Here is a 16043-nt window from a genome sequence, read left to right as displayed (position 1 = left end):
CGCTACGGTAGGTAGGGTGTTAATGACTTTCGTGTGCAAAGGTAATCGATTTACGGCGCGCATCGCGCATCGCCACCGCATGGATCAGCAGACCCAACACCGCCAGAATCGCGCCTACCCAACCGGTGGATTGCCATCCCAGACCAGCTGAAATGGTCACGCCGCCCAGCCATGCACCGAGCGCGTTAGCGAGGTTAAACGCCGAATGGTTCATTGCCGCCGCCATGGTTTGCGCATCACCGGCAACATCCATCAAACGGATCTGCAACACCGCCGCCAGCGCTACCATGGTGCCCACCAGCATGACGTTGATGGCACCTGCCAGCGCATAATGCGCGGCAAACACGAAGGCGCTGAGCACCAAAAATGACCAGATCAGCAAAATGCGGATGGTCTTTTCAATGCCGCGATCGGCCAGACGACCGCCAGCGATGTTACCGATGATCATGCCTAAACCAAACAACGCCAGCACCGCCGGGATCCAGCTCACCGGCATCTGCGCCAGTTCGGTCATGGTCGGCTTCACGTAGCTAAACACCGAAAACAAACCGCCGCTGCCCACCGCGCCAATCGCCAGCGTCAGCAGTACCTGTTTGCGCGTCAGCGCCGACAATTCGCGCAGCGGGCTGGCATTTTTGTCGCCCGCTACGTTTGGCACCCACAGCCAGATCAGCAGCAAGGTCACCAGCGCCAGACCGCCGACAATGGCAAAGGCATCGCGCCAACCAAACCATTGGCCGATAGCGGTGACGGCGGGCACGCCGAGTAAGTTGGCGATGGTCAGGCCGAACAGCACCATCGAGACCGCTTGCGCGCGTTTGCGCCGTTCAACCAAACCGGCTGCGACCAGCGCCGCCACGCCGAAGAAGGTGCCATGTGGGAAACCGGCGAGGAAACGCGCCAGCAGCATCGAGTAGTATCCCGGCGCTATGGCGCTCAGCAGGTTGCCGGCGGCAAACAGGCCCATTAGCGTCATCAGGAAATTACGACGTGAAGCGCGCGCGCCCAGCACCGCCAGCAGCGGCGCACCAATCACCACGCCCAGCGCATAGATGCTGATGAGATGCCCGGCCGAGGGGATCGATACGTTGAGACCTTTGGCTGCATCGGGCAGCAGTCCCATGATGACGAATTCGCCGGTACCAATGGCAAAGCCGCCGGTGCCGAGCGCGAACAAAGCTTTTAGCACGCTCTGACGCGGCAGCGATGCCTCATCCGGCAGCTGAGTAAGTTGGGGTTGTACTGATGACATGAGTTTTCCGAACCGCAAGTGAAGAACTCAGTCAGGATCGTGATTGCCTGAAACAATCATCGTCAGGACTGAGCAGAGTGAGCGGCTTATGATAGCGCAAAATCCCGCTTCCGTAGCGGCGCAATTCATTGCGCGATAAATCGCCCCACTACAGAGTGTGCGTATTCTGCAGCGCCAACAGCGCTGCGCCCATCATGCCGCCGTGATGCGCGAACTCACCTGGCACCACCAGACGATGTGCGGTGCGGCGTAATACGTAACCCTGCACCACCTCATTTAACGCCGCGATCAGCGGAGCCACCGATGCCAATCCGCCGCCCACCGCCACGCGCGACGCGCCGGTGATATTGATGGTGTATGCCAGCGGCTGACCGACAATTTGCAGCCATGCCTGAACGGTTTGCTGCGCCAGCGCATCCTGCTGCTGCCAGCATTCGATAATCTCAACGCTGCTCGCCGTGCGGTCATGTAACGTCTGATGCAGATTTTCCAGCCCGCGCGCACCGCCGTAGCTGTCGAGACAGCCCTTTTGCCCGCATGGACACGCCTTACGCGGCAGTCGCCGCGTGACGCCATCAATCTCCACTTCGGTTAACGTGATCGGCCCATGTCCCCATTCGCCGGTCAATCCGTTTTGCCCGGTAATGATGCGGCCATCTGCCACCAATCCGCCGCCAACGCCCGAACCCAGAATCGCGCCAAACACCACTTTGTGACCTTTTCCCGCGCCCGCCAGCGCTTCCGCCAGCGTGAAGCAGTCGGCATCGTTATGCACAATCACCCGGCGTTGCAGCAGCGCGCCCAGCTCGTTCGCCAAACTGCGCTGGTGAAACGCGGGAATATTGCTGGCAAATATCTCGCCAGTTTCAGGTGCCACAATGCCCGCGGTGGAGATCGCGACCGCACTGCTGGCGGTAAACTGCAGGTGATGCTGGGCTATCATGCGACGTACCAGCGCGGTGAAATCGTCCCAGCTGGTAGCCGGAATTTTATGCTGATCGAGCAGGATTAATTGATCCTGCGCATTCATCACGCCTAGCTTGATAAAAGAGCCGCCCAGATCGAGGCAAATCACCGCAGATTGTCTTCTCATAAACGTTTATCCATCACATCACGCAAACCGTCGCCCAGCACATTGAAGCCCAGCACGGTAATCAAAATCGCCAATCCAGGGAAGAGTGACACATAAATATTCAGGCCGAGGAAGTTGCGCCCATCGCTCATCATGGTGCCCCACTCCGGCATCGGTGGCTGCACGCCTAAACCGAGGAAGGACAAACTGGCGGCGGACAGCACCACCGCGCCCGCCGTCAGCGTGGATTGTACAATCAGCGGTCCAATTGAGTTGCGCAGAATGTAGTGTGTAATGATGCGCGGATAGCGCACCCCGAGCATATGCGCCGCTTCGATGTACTCCATGTTCTTCAGGCCCAACGTCAGGTTGCGGCTTAGACGCGCATACACCGGAATCGAAAACAGTGAAATGGCGATCAGCATATTGGTCAGTCCTTCGCCGAGCACGCTAACGATCAAAATCGCCAGCACGATGCCGGGAAAGGCGAAGATGATATCCATTACCCACATGATCAGCGCATCCATCTTGCGTCCCGCTAAGCCGGAAATGATGCCGAGCGGAATACCGATCACCATGGAGATCGCGACGCTGAGGCTCACTTCAAACAGCGTGATACGCGCGCCGTAAATCACGCGCGAAAAAATATCGCGGCCATAATCGTCGGTGCCAAACCAGTGCGCGGCCGATGGCGCTTGCAAGGTGTTGAGCAGATCCTGCTCCACTGGATCCCAATGGGTAATCAGCGGAGCCAGCGCAGCAGCGAGCACCACCAGCAGCACTAACGCACCGCCGATGGCAATGGACGGATTTGCCAGTAAAGTGCTGATCAGGTGTCGGCTGCGCGAACGCGGCGGCAGCACGGAAGTATCAATGCTGTTCATCAGTCGAACCTTATTTTTGGATTGAGCAAGCCAATCAGGATTTCGCCCACCAGATTCATCAGCACCACGCCAGTCACGGCCACCAGCGTCACGCCCTGAATCACCGGATAATCGCGGTAGCGCACCGAATCCACCAGCAAGCGGCCAATGCCCGGCCAATTGAACACCGATTCAGTGACCACCGCGCCGCCAATCAGGCTGCCGAAGTTGAGCGCCACAATGGTGACAATCGGGATCAGTGCATTTCGCAGCGCATGCTTCCAGTTAATGCTGGCGGAGGATAATCCCTTGGCTCTGGCGGTACGGATGTAATCCTGACTCAGCACATCCAGCATGCTGGAACGCGTCATGCGGGCGATCATCGCCATCGGCAGGATTGCCAGCGTAACCGTGGGCATGATGTAATTTTTCCACGAATCGGCGCCCAGCAGCGGTAACCAGCCCAACTCGACCGCGAAGTAATTCATCGCCAGTAGCGCCAGCCAGAAGTTGGCAATCGACGCACCGGCAATGGTCAGCACCATCACGATTTGATCCGGAATCCGCTGGCGATAAATGGCGCCGGTCATGCCCGCCGGAACACCTATCGCAATCGCCAGCAGATACGCCAGCGCCGCCAGCGATAAGGTGTACGGCAAACGCTCGCTGATCTCCGTCATCACCGGACGCTGCGACTGCAACGACAAGCCAAGGTTGCCGTGCAGCGCTTCCGCCGCGAACCTGACGTATTGCAGCGGCAGCGGCTGATCGAGCCCGAGCCGCACGCGCATACTGTCCACCGCTTCCTGCGGCGCTTCCGGTCCCGCCATCAGCCGCGCCGGATCGCCCGGCAGCGCGCGGATGGCGATAAACACGATAATCGACACGCCGAAAATGATTAACGGCAGCGAAAGCACCTTTTTTGCGACGTACGCTTTCATATCACATCAGCCATGAGGTTATTGCTTCACTGCGTCGCGCACGACGATTTGTCCGCCCGGCTGCATAACCACGCCGCTGATATTTTTACGTGTGGCATAGAGATCGTCCTGATAGAACAGCAGCACCTGCGGCGCTAATCCGCTGATCTGTTTTTGCGCCTGGAAATAGAGATCTTTGCGTTTGGCATCGTCGAGTGTGGATGCGGCGGTATCGATCAGATCATCGGTTTGCTTGTCGCTGAAGAAGCCCAGATTAGCCCCGCCCGGCGCAAAGCTGCTGGTGTGATACAGCGGACGCAGCTGCAGATCCGAGCCATATAAACCGGAAGACCAGGACGCCAGCACCGCATCGGTGCCCTGCGCGGCTTTCTCTTTGCCATCAGCAAATGCTGCTTTGGTCCACACGCCGCTCTCCATCTGGCGCACGTTAAGTTTCACGCCGATTTTGCTCCACATGCCCTGCAGCACTTGTGCGGTACGCGCATCCGGCGCCTGCACCGCAATCGACATCGGGAAACCGTCGGCATAGCCCGCCGCTTTCAGCAAATCTTTGGCTTTTTGCAGATCGTACGGATAGTTATGCAAGCTATTGTCGTAGTTGGGATCGACCGGTGCCAACGCGGAGTTTGCCGGTTGCGCATAACCAAACATGATGGCTTTCACCAGCGCCTGCTGGTCGGTGGCGAAATTCAGCGCCTGACGCACGCGCACATCGCTCAGCGCTTTGCTTTGGGTATTGAGATCGACCCAGAACACCGCCGCGCCCGGCGACTGTTTAAGATTTACGTTGGCGTTGTTTTTCAACATGCCGGCAAACTGCGGCGGCACCGGGTTAATAATATCAACCTGACCCGATTGCAGCGCCATATTCATCACCGAAGGCTCGCTGCTCCACGTCCATTTAATTTCATCCGGCCCGGAAGATTTTCCCCAATAGTCGGGATTCTTTTGTTCAAGTACATATTCACCAGATTTGTACTGCACCAGTTTATAGGGCCCGGTGCCGTCGGCTTTATTGTTAATACTGCCCGCCTTGTCCGCTTTTGGGCTCACCATTAATCCTGGGCCGGAGGCTAAAACAGTTAAAAAAGCCGGATTAATTTTTTTCAGCTGAAACGTGACGGTAAGATCGTCTTTTTTCTTCACGTCCTGAATAAAGGTGCGAATTTTCCCACTACCCGCTAAACCGCGCTGCGTATTTAAATGACGCTGGAAGTTTTCCACTACCGCATCGGCATTAAAGGGCGTGCCGTCGTGGAATTTCACATTGGGTCGCAGGGTAAAGGTCCAGTTAAGTCCGCTGTCATCGGATGTCCAGGATAATGCCAATGCCGGAATGATTTTGCCGTCATCACCGAGACGCGTCAGGCCTTCGTACATTGGGTCCAGCACCGTGCCGGTAAAGGTCGCGGTTTGGTTGCCAGGATCCATGCTGCGCGGTGGTTCGTTCTGCATGATCACCAGCTGGCTGGCAAAAACGGAGGCGCTCGCCATCGACGCCAGTAAACAGCCGGCCAGCGTCAGTACCTTGAAATGCTTATTTTTGCTTTCCATGAAGGCCCTCAATGAATCATTGAAACGATCGGTGAAATATCCACGCTATATAAGCCACACTCACTAAACAAAAGCCAATAGGTTGGTTCATATAATTTACTTATAATCAGATCTGCATTCAGAAATTTAACTAAATAGCGTTGTATTTGTTTTCTGTCCTTATTATTGTCAGCGCATAGTGCTAACGCTGTGAGAACTTCAATGCTCAATGCCCACCAGCAACAAATTCTGCGCTTACTTATTGCGTCGCATGGCATGAGCCGCACCGTGCTTGCGGAAAAAATGAAATTAAGCAAAGCCGCAATTAGCACGCTGGTGAAAGAGATGCTGCAGGCCGGATTGCTGGAAGAGAGTATTCCGGAATCCAGCGGCCAGGGTCGCCCATCGGTGTTATTAAAAATGCGTGCCGACAGCGCCTATTTTCTCGGTGCCTCGCTGCTGGACGAACGCGTGGTATTGGTGCTGATTGATATGCACGGCCGCACGCTGGCCGCCACCCAGATGCCGTTGAATCTCGATCCGCCGCAGCTGGCCAAAACCATTGCAGCGGCAATCCCGGACCTGATTGCGCAGAAATCAATTACGCAGGATCAGCTGATTGGCCTGGGCGTGACGCTTTCCGGCTTTGTCGATGAACATCAGGCGATTTGCGTGCAGTCGGCGCTGCTGGGCTGGAAGAACGTGCCGCTGGCGGAACTGCTAAAACAGCAAACCGGGCTGGAAGTATCCTTAGAGAACGATGCCAAAGCGCTGGCGGTGAGCGAGAAGATTTTCGGCGTGGCAAAAAAGGCGCGCAACTTCACCCTGATTTCGCACGGTGATGGCATTGGGTCGGCGCATTTCTTTCAGGGCCAACTGCATCGGGGCGCGCACGGCGCTGCCGGTGAAATCGCCCACTGCACCATCGAGCCCGGCGGACGTCCCTGCCGCTGCGGCAAACGCGGCTGCCTCGATACGCTGGCCTCGTTAACCGCCATCCGCGAAAGCGTGCGTGATAAAGCGCTAGAGTGTGAATCGATTACCGAATTGGAAGCGCTGGCGGTGAAAGGTAACAGCGCGGCGATTGCCATTTTGCATCAGGCCGGTCATGCGCTGGGCTTATCCATCGCCAATATTATCCAGATGAACGATCCCGAGTTGATTGTGATTGCGCATCAGCCCAATGCGTTTGATGGATTGCTAAAAACCGTGGTGATGCAGGCCATCGACAGCCATGTGCTGCCGTCGATTATCGGCAAAACACCGATCGCCAGCATGGTGATCAACGAAGAGAGCTGGGCCAGAGCCGCAGCCAGTGTGGCGGCGTATCGTTTTATCATTCACTTACCCGACTAGCGGAGGCTGCTATGCGCATTGCTTTTGGTGGCATTCATACTGAGTGCAGTACTTATAATCCGGTGCTGAATTATGCCGACGACTTCCGCATCGTGCGCGGGGATGAACTGACCACCAATCCTTATTTCGCCTTTTTGCAGGATTATGATGCCGAGTTTCTGCCGACTTTCCACGCGCGCGCCATCGCCGGTGGTCCGGTGGCGCGCGTCACCTACGACGATTTTAAGCAGGATTTCCTGACGCGCCTCGCGGCACATTTGCCGGTGGATGGCGTTTATCTCGCGATGCACGGTGCGGTTTATGTTGAAGGTATGGAAGATGCCGAAGGCGACTGGATCAGCGCCACGCGCGAGCTGGTCGGCGCGAACTGCCCGATCACCGTCAGCTACGATCTGCATGGCAACGTTACGCAACGCATCATCGATGCCATTGATATGTTCTCGACCTATCGCACTGCGCCGCACATTGATGTGGAAGAGACCATGCGTCGCTCAGTATCGATGCTGGTGAAAAGCCTGCAAACCGGCGTCAAACCTGGCGTGGTGTGGGCGCCGATTCCAGTGGTGTTACCCGGCGAGCGCACCAGCACCGAAGATGAACCGGCGAAAAGTTTGTATGCCCGCTTGCCCGCGATAAACCAGTTGGAGCACATCTGGGACGCATCGCTGATGGTCGGTTACGTCTGGGCCGATGAACCGCGCGCCACCGCCGCCGCGATCATGACCGGCATCGATGCCGATGTGCTGGCGGAACAGGCGGCTAAACTGGCGCTGGCTTACTGGCAGGCGCGCGATGAGTTCAGCTTTGGCTGCGTCACCGGCAGCATTGAAGAGTGCGTCAGCATGGCCATCGCCAGCGAAACCGCGCCGGTGATTCTGGCTGATTCTGGGGATAATCCCACCGGCGGCGGCGTCGGCGATCGCGCGGATGTGTTGGCGGAACTGATTCGCCAGGATGCGCAGCAGGTGATCGTGGCTGGTATCACCGATAAACCGGCCACTGACGCGGCCTTTGCTGCTGGCGTTGGCGCAAGCTTAACGCTGACCGTTGGCGCGTCGCTAGATCCGGCGGGCGGCAAAGTGCAGGCCGAATTTGTGGTGAAACATCTCAGCGATGATCCGCGTTCGCTGGCGAAACAGGCGCTGCTGCAAACCGGCGGCATCACGCTGGTGGTCGCCGATCGCCGCCGTCCTTATCACAACCTGGCGGATTTCGCCCTGCTCGGCCTCGATCCCGCCGCGGCCAAAATCGTGGTGGTAAAGTCCGGTTATCTGTCGCCGGAGCTGGCACCGCTGGCTAATCCCAACCTGATGGCGCTGTCAGAAGGCGTGGTCGATCAATATGTGGAGCGCTTAACCCGCAAGCGCAAATTGCAGCCCGCCTATCCGTTCGATACCGATTTCACTTATCTGCCGGTTAGCCACTTATCGGCACGCTTTATGGCAGCGAAATGAACGCGCCCGCTTCAGCAGTCGAACCGGTGCTGCGCATCGAAAATCTGACCGTCGCCTTTCGCGTTGAGGATCACTGGCGCGAGGTGGTGAAGAACCTGTCGCTCACCGTTAATGCCGGTGAAACGCTGGCGATTGTCGGTGAATCCGGTTCGGGGAAAAGCGTCACCTCGATGGCGATCATGCGCTTACTCAACATGCGCCACGCGCGGGTCAGCGGCAAAGTGCTGCTGAACGGCGTCGATCTGCTGACGCTGAGTGAATCCACCATGCGTGACATTCGCGGCAATGCGGTGGCGATGATTTTTCAGGAGCCGATGACCAGCCTGAATCCGTCGTTCACCATCGGCAATCAAATTGCTGAGGCGCTGATCAATCACCGCAAAATCAGTAAACGCGTCGCGCGTGAAGAGACCATTCGGCTGCTGGAGAAAGTGCGTATTCCCAACGCGGCGAAACGCTTCAATGATTATCCGCACCACTTTTCCGGCGGCATGCGCCAGCGCGTGATGATTGCGATGGCGCTGGCGCTGCGGCCAAAACTGCTGATTGCCGATGAACCGACCACCGCGCTGGACGTCACCATTCAGGGGCAGATTCTTGACCTGATCAAGACGTTGCAGGAAGAGGAAGGCACGGCGGTGCTGTTTATCACCCACGATATGGGCGTGGTGGCAGAAGTGTCGGATCGCACGCTGGTGATGTATCAAGGCGATGTGATGGAAACCGGCACCACCCCCGCGATTTTTTCCGCGCCCGCTGCCGATTACACCCGCACGCTGATTGCGACCGTGCCGCAGCTTGGTGCAATGCGCGGCATTGCTGGGCCGCGTAAGTTTTCCTTTGACCCGCGCGACGCATCTGAGACCAACCCTGTATCGACATCGCAGCAGCCGCTGCTGTCGGTGAAAAATCTCAGCACCCGCTTCAGCATCCACGAAGGCGTATTCAGCCGCAAAACCGGCGCGGTACATGCGGTGGAGAACATCTCGTTTGATCTAATGCCGGGCGAAACCTTGTCGCTGGTTGGTGAATCGGGCTGTGGAAAATCCACCACCGGACGTTCACTGACGCGCCTCGTCACACCCGACGCGGGTGAAGTGGCCTTTGATGGTTACGACGTACTGAATCTTTCTGTTCATGAGCTGCGCACTTTGCGCCGCGCCATGCAGATGATTTTTCAGGATCCATTTGCCAGCCTCAATCCGCGCATGTCGGTGCTGGAAGCGCTTACCGAGCCTTTTCTGCAACATCGTTTAGGCAGCAAAACCGAGGCGCGCACGAAAGCCGCCTCGCTGATGGAGCGCGTCGGGTTATCCGCTGACATGATGAAACGCTATCCGCACGAATTTTCCGGCGGCCAGCGCCAGCGTATCTGCATTGCTCGCGCATTGATGCTTGATCCAAAAATGATCATCGCCGATGAATCGGTGTCGGCGCTGGATGTCACGGTGAAAGCGCAAATCATCAATCTGCTGCTCGACCTGCAACAGAGCCTCGGCTTGTCGTATCTGTTTATTTCCCACGATATGGCGGTGGTTGAGCGCATCAGTCATCGCGTGGCGGTGATGCTGCTGGGTGAAATCGTCGAGATCGGCCCGCGCGCGGCAATATTTGAAAATCCGCAGCATGATTACACGCGCAAATTACTGTCGTCGGTGCCGGTGCCCGATCCGGCGCGACGTCATGTGAAGCGCCAGATTGACATCAGCGAGCTGAAAAGCCCGGTGCGTGCATTGGGATTTGTGCCCGAAGCGCGACGTTATCGTGAGGTGAGTGAGGGGCATTGGGTAATGGAGTAAGCGCTTTTTAGGGTGCGTATTAATGCGCACATGGAAGCAGGTCGCCATGAATGGCGACCCTGCGACAATCTGTGATTACCTATCGATCCGTGCAGAATGTTTCCCGCATTATTGTTTCATACACAACAGGCAAAATACCGCTCGGCAGTCGGGATAATGCGTATGGAAATATTGCCAGGCATGGTCAGGAGAATAAAATGATCCCATGAACACACGATTATCATAGGCAGGAGCCAGGCGGCAACTATCGCGGTGTAGATTGCAGCACCCTTCTGTATCTGCCTGACTAAAGACATAAAAATCCGTGATGCTTAAGTTCATCCGCTACTCCTCATGGGCAGAGATAAATACTAATTAATAAAAATCTTTAAAATCGCCCGTTGCGGATACTATTTGTACACTTTTTAGTAATCAGCCCAAAGTGAGCCATAAAATAATTATAGTCTGCGTGGAGTCGGCTGTCTTTAATTAAAAATAAACTTATTTAAGCCGAACGTAATAAAAGAGTAATTTAATAACTATTATTTAACCCTTTTTGTCGCTGCGCTTAATAGGGCCAGTATTTACTGTTAACGGCGGTCATCACTTATAAATTCGCGCTAAGATTTATCTTAAAAAAATGAAATTCATTTCTGGTCAATTAAACTTAAGTAAACTTAAATTAAGCCACCGGAGATAATATCATGCTCAGTTATACTATCCGTATCGAATTGAAAGAACCCACCGCTGGCGCGCAAATTGAATTGCTCTATGCGATGCTTGAGAATGGTTTCGCGCGTAGCTTGGTGTGCGAGAAAGGCTACACTTATGTGTTACCCACCAATGAATACGTTTATGTAGGCAGCGAGAATATAAGGAGTTTAACCGACCGGGTGGTGACTTTGGTGAGCGAGTTCAGTGAGGATCCTTCGGTGATGATTACTCAATCCGCCGCAAGGTGCTGGTCAGGTTTACGCGGCGTAAACCTCGCTTAATAGCGAATATAAACGCCCTCTGCCCACTACGAAGGCGTTTATCCTTTGATTTAAATAAACTTAAAATATAATTAATTAGCCCGGATAAATACCGCGATCTTTACGTGCCAGTAAAATACGTTCGCAGGCAACGATATAAGCGGCAGTGCGCAGCGAGCAGCGCTTTTCGGCGGCCTTGTCCCAAACGTGAACCATGGCTTCGGTCATGATGCGGTCCATACGCTGGTTAATCTCATCTTCGCTCCAGAAGAAACTCGCCATATCCTGCACCCATTCGAAGTAACTCACCGTTACCCCGCCAGCGTTACAGATTACGTCTGGCACCACCTGCACGCCGCGACTCGCGAGCATATCATCTGCATCCGGATAAGTTGGGCCGTTTGCCCCTTCCAGTACCAGTTTGGCACTAATAACTTCTGCGCGCTCGCGGGTAATTTGTCCTTCCAGCGCCGCCGGGATCAGAATATCCATGGCAGTGGTCCAGAACTGCTCTCTGTCGATCTCTCGCGCGCCAGGGAAGCCAGCAATCTGTTTATGTTCGATCTGCCATGCAGTCAACGCGGCTAAGTCAATACCGCCTTCGTTGAGTAAGGTTGCGGTGTGATCCTGAATCACCACCACACGCGCACCGGCTTCGGCGAACAGACGCGCGGCTTCGCTACCGACATTACCAAAGCCCTGCAGCGCCACGCGTGCGCCTTCAATGGTGATATTGGAGCGTTGTGCCACTTCCCGACCGGTAATAAATACGCCACGCCCCGTCGCTTTCTCACGCCCTAACGAGCCGCCAAGATGGATCGGTTTACCGGTGACCACACCGGTGATGGTGGTGCCGTGATTCATGGAGTAGGTATCCATCATCCACGCCATCACTTTGCCATTGGTGCCGACATCGGGTGCGGGAATATCTTTCTGCGGGCCAATAATCAAGCCGATTTCACTGGTGTAGCGGCGGGTTAATCGCTCCAGTTCACCTTCAGACAGCGAGTGCGGATCGACACGGATGCCGCCTTTGGCGCCGCCATAAGGCAGGTTAACCGCCGCACACTTGATGGTCATCCAGGCGGATAGCGCCATCACTTCATTCAAATCGACAGCAGGATGGTAACGCACGCCCCCTTTGCCCGGCCCGCGTGAGAGATTGTGCTGTACGCGATAGCCTTCGAAGTGGCGAATCGAGCCGTCATCCATCTGCACCGGGATGTCGACAATCAGTGCTCTTTTGGGGTGGCGCAGGGTTTCTATCCAGCGAGACAATTCACCAAGATGAGGCGCAACACGGTCAATTTGGCTCAGGTAGGTAGTCCAGGGAGATGTACTGCTTTCAGAAGCGTAAGATAACTTTTCCATGAGAAGCCTGTAGGTTCAGAGTTATTTATATTGAAAAGACGTGGAAAGGTAATGCATTGCACTAGACGGAAAGTAATTTAACACCTTTTCAGACAAGCGGGTCAGGCCAAATAAGAGGGGTTTAACTTTTTCGACACAAAAATGCCTGAATAAATGAATAACTAAGCATTAAAAAAGAGCCACATATGGCGCATATCCATGCATTAATTATGCACTTAATTGCATAAATTTTGATTTTATCCCTATTTTTCAGTTCTTTGATGGTCATCAAAAAGTGAATAAACTGTTATTTTTCCGCATTGACTTTGTTAACACTCGCCACCACGATGAGTAAAACCCAGCTGGAAACCTCCATCATGAATTAGCGTTTTATTAATTTCGTTTTTCTTTCATCTATTTAAACGTGCCTCTTTAAGGTTCAACCCATATTTGCCATTGATGCTTGCGGGCAGGCATCGTCATGCGTCTTTTCGCCAGACTGAAGGAATCATTGTGTCTAACAAACCTACACAAGGGCAGATTCAGCCTGCTCGGGCTCACGACGCCCCGCAAAAACTGCAGCGAGGGCTGAGCGAACGCCATATTCAGATGATCGCGCTGGGCGGATCGATCGGTACCGGGCTGTTTATGGGCGCGGGACGCAATATTGCGGTAGCCGGAACCTCGATATTAATCATCTACCTATTGGTGGGTTTTTTTAGCTATATGGTGATGCGGGCAATGGGGGAAGTGCTGCTAAGTCGGCTCGACTATCGCTCGTTTGCCGATTTTGTCAGTGATTATCTCGGCCCCAAAGCCAGCTTCTTTCTCGGTTGGTCGTACTGGCTAAGTTGGGTGGTAACCTGCATCGCCGATGTGGTGGTATGCGGCGCGTATATGCAGTATTGGTTCCCGGAAATGTCGGCGTGGATACCCGCGTTATTTACCCTCGGTATTTTGTGTCTGTTTAACATGTTGTCGGTGAAGGCTTTTGGTGAAGCTGAATTCTGGTTTGCGCTGATCAAAGTGATCACCATCATCGCGCTGATCATCACCGGCGGATGGATGGTATTTACCGGCTGGACCTCGCCGGATGGCGTTAAAGCCTCGGTGCACAACCTCACCGATCCTGCGGTGTTCATGCCGCATGGCATCACCGGTTTTCTGGCTGGTTTTCAGATCGCGATTTTCTCTTACACCGGCATTGAGCTGCTCGGCACCATGACGGCAGAAACGCGCGATCCCGAGAAAATTTTGCCGCGCGCGATCAACTCTCTGCCGCTGCGGATTGTGATTTTCTACTTGCTCTCGATGATGGTGATCATCGCGGTGACGTCCTGGCAAGGGGTATCGCCGGATACCAGCCCGTTCGTGACGCTGTTTGCCAAAGCCGGCTTGCCTGCGGCGGCAGCGATCATTAATTTCGTCGCACTCACCTCGGCGATGTCTTCCGCCAATAGCGGCGTCTACTCCAGCACCCGCATGTTATACGGCTTATCGATCGAGAAGCATGCGCACTGGCAGTTTCGTATTCTTTCACGCACCACGCGTATCCCGCTGCGCAGCCTGCTGTTCTCCTGCTTCTGCATGCTGAGCGGCACCTTGCTGCTGTTCCTGGTGCCGAATGTGACAACACTGTTCACCATCGTTTCGACGCTGGCCGCCATTCTGGTGATCTATTGCTGGGGTATGATTCTGGTCTCTTATCTGGTGTACCGCCGGCAGCGTCCGGATCTGCATCAAAAATCCAAATTTAAGATGCCCGGCGGCAGGATGATGGCGTGGGCGACGCTGATGTTCTTCCTGTTTTCGGTAGTGATCATGATATTTGATTCCGACACGCTCGCCGCGCTAGCCGCTTCGCCGGTGTGGTTCATTGCGCTGTGGCTTTGCTGGAAGATGAAGGAGAAGCGGAAAACGGCAGTGAAGGTAGCGGCATGATTAGGCCGCTACTTCATCAACACGTTAAACTGTGGATTGAACTCGTCGAAAATCGGCAGCGCGGCGGCACCCAGCGCGGCGGTATCGCTGCCGGTCATACCGATCTTTACGCGTGTTCCGGTGAGGTAGCGACCGCGCACTGACTGATAGAGCGGCGGCAGGCGACGCATGATTTTATCCAGCAGCACCGCAGGCATCATGCCGCCGATTATCACGCTCTCGGCATCGAAGATGCATTCCAGCAGGTTAATCGCCTGACGCAGCGGCGTTAACACGCTATCGATCCATTTATCGAACAGCGCCGGATCGACTTCCAGCAAATCTTCCGGCAAAGCGGTCATCGGATCGAGCCCGCAAAACTCGTACGCCGCCTGCAGTGAAACATAGCGTTCTAAACAGCCGTGATTGCCGCAGTAACATTCGCGTCCGCCCGGCTCCACCACCACATGCCCGACTTCGCCGGCGTTATGCGCATGGCCGCTATAGACGTGGCCATCCATGATGATGCCCGCGCCTAAACCGGTGCCGATGTAGAGATAGACAAACGAATTGAGCTGACGCGCGACGCCATGAAAACGCTCACCAATTGCTGCCACCGTGGCGTCGTTTTCCAACGTCACCGGCACGCCGCTCATCGCGGCGAGTTTGGCTTCGATATCCACCTGTTCCCAGCCGTGCAGCGTGGTCGGCCCCATCGACGAGATGCCCTCAACACCAAACGGACCGGGCATCACCACGCCAATGCCCAGCACTTTCTGCCAGCGATCGCCCAGCTGCGTTTTAATTTCGCTGAGCACGTCGGCGATGCGCGCTAATGTGGCATCCGGCTGGGGTTTTTGTACCAGAATCAGGCGGCGGAAATGAATTTCGCCGGTGAGATCCACCAGCACAATCAGCAACGTTTGGTGATCAAGATGGATGCCGATCGAAAAGGCGCTGGCGGGATTAAGCGTCACCGGAATTGCCGGTTGCCCGCGTCCTTGTTTGCGCGGCGCACGGCTGGTGAGCAGTTCGGCCTGCTCCAGCTCAGCCACGATATTCGACACGGTTTGCGGCGTCAGGGCGGTGAGACGAGCCAGCTCGGCGCGGGTCAATTCGCCGTGCAGGCGAATAGCTTCAATGATCACGCGGCGATTGTGCGCCCGTGCGTGTTCCAGATTGGTTCCCGACGTTTTCACCTTGCTCCCTTCCCTTTCGTCACCTGCGCTGCGAATAGCCGCATCAATATCTCTGATCGTACACACATTTTACAATCCTTTCGGGCAGGTGAATGGTTGAGGCAGGGATGTCGAATTTTAACTCTTGGTGACCATCCCAACGATTATTTGATAAAAAGCCAACCTGCCACGACTACCAGGCCGGTTAACAACGATGCGAAAACCGCGCCTGTTACGAATGAATGAGTTGTCGTCTGAAATAAATGATGAACGGGCATGGCTCTGCATTTGTATTTGGTTAGCCCCAGCAGTGGATGTTGCTAGTAGAGCTTTTTCCCGTTTTATAGCCCACTTCATAATTTAAACATATTC

General features: G+C 55.1%; 13 protein-coding genes. 5 read left to right on the top strand and 8 right to left on the bottom strand.

Annotation, left to right across the window (positions count from 1 at the left end):
- Positions 1 to 19: 19 nt before the first annotated feature.
- From ACVLVH_RS00780 to ACVLVH_RS00760, 5 genes are all read right to left on the bottom strand, one after another.
- Positions 20 to 1252 (bottom strand): MFS transporter, encoded by a 1233-nt coding sequence (locus ACVLVH_RS00780; protein ID WP_101761051.1) that lies wholly within the window; start codon positions 1250 to 1252, stop codon positions 20 to 22.
- Positions 1253 to 1400: 148 nt separating this feature from the next.
- Positions 1401 to 2345: an ROK family protein gene (locus ACVLVH_RS00775; RefSeq protein ID WP_498948365.1), complete on the bottom strand. Its 945-nt coding sequence runs from the start codon at positions 2343 to 2345 to the stop codon at positions 1401 to 1403.
- Entirely contained in the window at positions 2342 to 3208 is an 867-nt protein-coding gene (locus ACVLVH_RS00770) for an ABC transporter permease (RefSeq protein ID WP_137387230.1), read from the bottom strand. The genes ACVLVH_RS00775 and ACVLVH_RS00770 overlap by 4 nt, the downstream gene beginning before the upstream one ends.
- On the bottom strand, positions 3208 to 4128 hold the full coding sequence (locus ACVLVH_RS00765; protein ID WP_137387229.1) for an ABC transporter permease: 921 nt from the start codon (positions 4126 to 4128) through the stop codon (positions 3208 to 3210). Before ACVLVH_RS00765 ends, ACVLVH_RS00770 begins: the two co-directional genes overlap by 1 nt.
- An 18-nt stretch (positions 4129 to 4146) precedes the next feature.
- Complete coding sequence (locus tag ACVLVH_RS00760; RefSeq protein WP_498948363.1) at positions 4147 to 5682, bottom strand: ABC transporter substrate-binding protein; 1536 nt, start codon at positions 5680 to 5682, stop codon at positions 4147 to 4149.
- 201 nt (positions 5683 to 5883) lie between these two features.
- Between ACVLVH_RS00760 and ACVLVH_RS00755 the strand changes: the two genes are divergently transcribed.
- Genes ACVLVH_RS00755 through ACVLVH_RS00745 form a run of 3 tightly spaced genes read left to right on the top strand, consistent with a single transcriptional unit; the run spans position 5884 to position 10270 of the window.
- Complete coding sequence (locus ACVLVH_RS00755; protein ID WP_101761056.1) at positions 5884 to 7017, top strand: ROK family transcriptional regulator; 1134 nt, start codon at positions 5884 to 5886, stop codon at positions 7015 to 7017.
- An 11-nt stretch (positions 7018 to 7028) separates the two neighbouring features.
- Positions 7029 to 8471 carry a M81 family metallopeptidase gene (locus ACVLVH_RS00750; RefSeq protein ID WP_498948362.1) on the top strand — a complete coding sequence of 481 codons (1443 nt, stop codon included), beginning with the start codon at positions 7029 to 7031 and terminating at the stop codon, positions 8469 to 8471.
- Complete coding sequence (locus tag ACVLVH_RS00745) at positions 8468 to 10270, top strand: ABC transporter ATP-binding protein (RefSeq protein ID WP_309837328.1); 1803 nt, start codon at positions 8468 to 8470, stop codon at positions 10268 to 10270. Before ACVLVH_RS00750 ends, ACVLVH_RS00745 begins: the two co-directional genes overlap by 4 nt.
- A 108-nt stretch (positions 10271 to 10378) precedes the next feature.
- Here ACVLVH_RS00745 and ACVLVH_RS00740 read toward each other — a convergent pair whose 3' ends face one another.
- A complete protein-coding gene (locus tag ACVLVH_RS00740; protein ID WP_192413270.1) occupies positions 10379 to 10591 on the bottom strand; it encodes a hypothetical protein in 213 nt (70 codons plus the stop codon).
- Between the two features lie 362 nt (positions 10592 to 10953).
- Here ACVLVH_RS00740 and ACVLVH_RS00735 point away from each other — a divergent pair, with 362 nt between their 5' ends.
- Complete coding sequence (locus ACVLVH_RS00735) at positions 10954 to 11244, top strand: hypothetical protein (RefSeq protein WP_101761060.1); 291 nt, start codon at positions 10954 to 10956, stop codon at positions 11242 to 11244.
- Positions 11245 to 11319: 75 nt separating this feature from the next.
- Here the strand turns inward: ACVLVH_RS00735 and ACVLVH_RS00730 are convergent, their stop codons facing one another.
- Positions 11320 to 12594 carry a Glu/Leu/Phe/Val family dehydrogenase gene (locus ACVLVH_RS00730; protein ID WP_110866711.1) on the bottom strand — a complete coding sequence of 425 codons (1275 nt, stop codon included), beginning with the start codon at positions 12592 to 12594 and terminating at the stop codon, positions 11320 to 11322.
- A 492-nt stretch (positions 12595 to 13086) separates the two neighbouring features.
- On the opposite strand from ACVLVH_RS00730, the gene ACVLVH_RS00725 reads away from it, so the two are divergent.
- Positions 13087 to 14514: an amino acid permease gene (locus ACVLVH_RS00725; RefSeq protein ID WP_277975105.1), complete on the top strand. Its 1428-nt coding sequence runs from the start codon at positions 13087 to 13089 to the stop codon at positions 14512 to 14514.
- A gap of 8 nt (positions 14515 to 14522) precedes the next feature.
- On the opposite strand, the gene ACVLVH_RS00720 is transcribed toward ACVLVH_RS00725, so the two are convergent.
- Positions 14523 to 15692 carry an ROK family transcriptional regulator gene (locus tag ACVLVH_RS00720; protein WP_137387222.1) on the bottom strand — a complete coding sequence of 390 codons (1170 nt, stop codon included), beginning with the start codon at positions 15690 to 15692 and terminating at the stop codon, positions 14523 to 14525.
- Between the last annotated feature and the right edge of the window lie 351 nt (positions 15693 to 16043).

It is taken from the genome of Kluyvera sp. 1366 (assembly GCF_054823405.1).
This window is presented reverse-complemented; position numbering and strand designations above follow the sequence as displayed.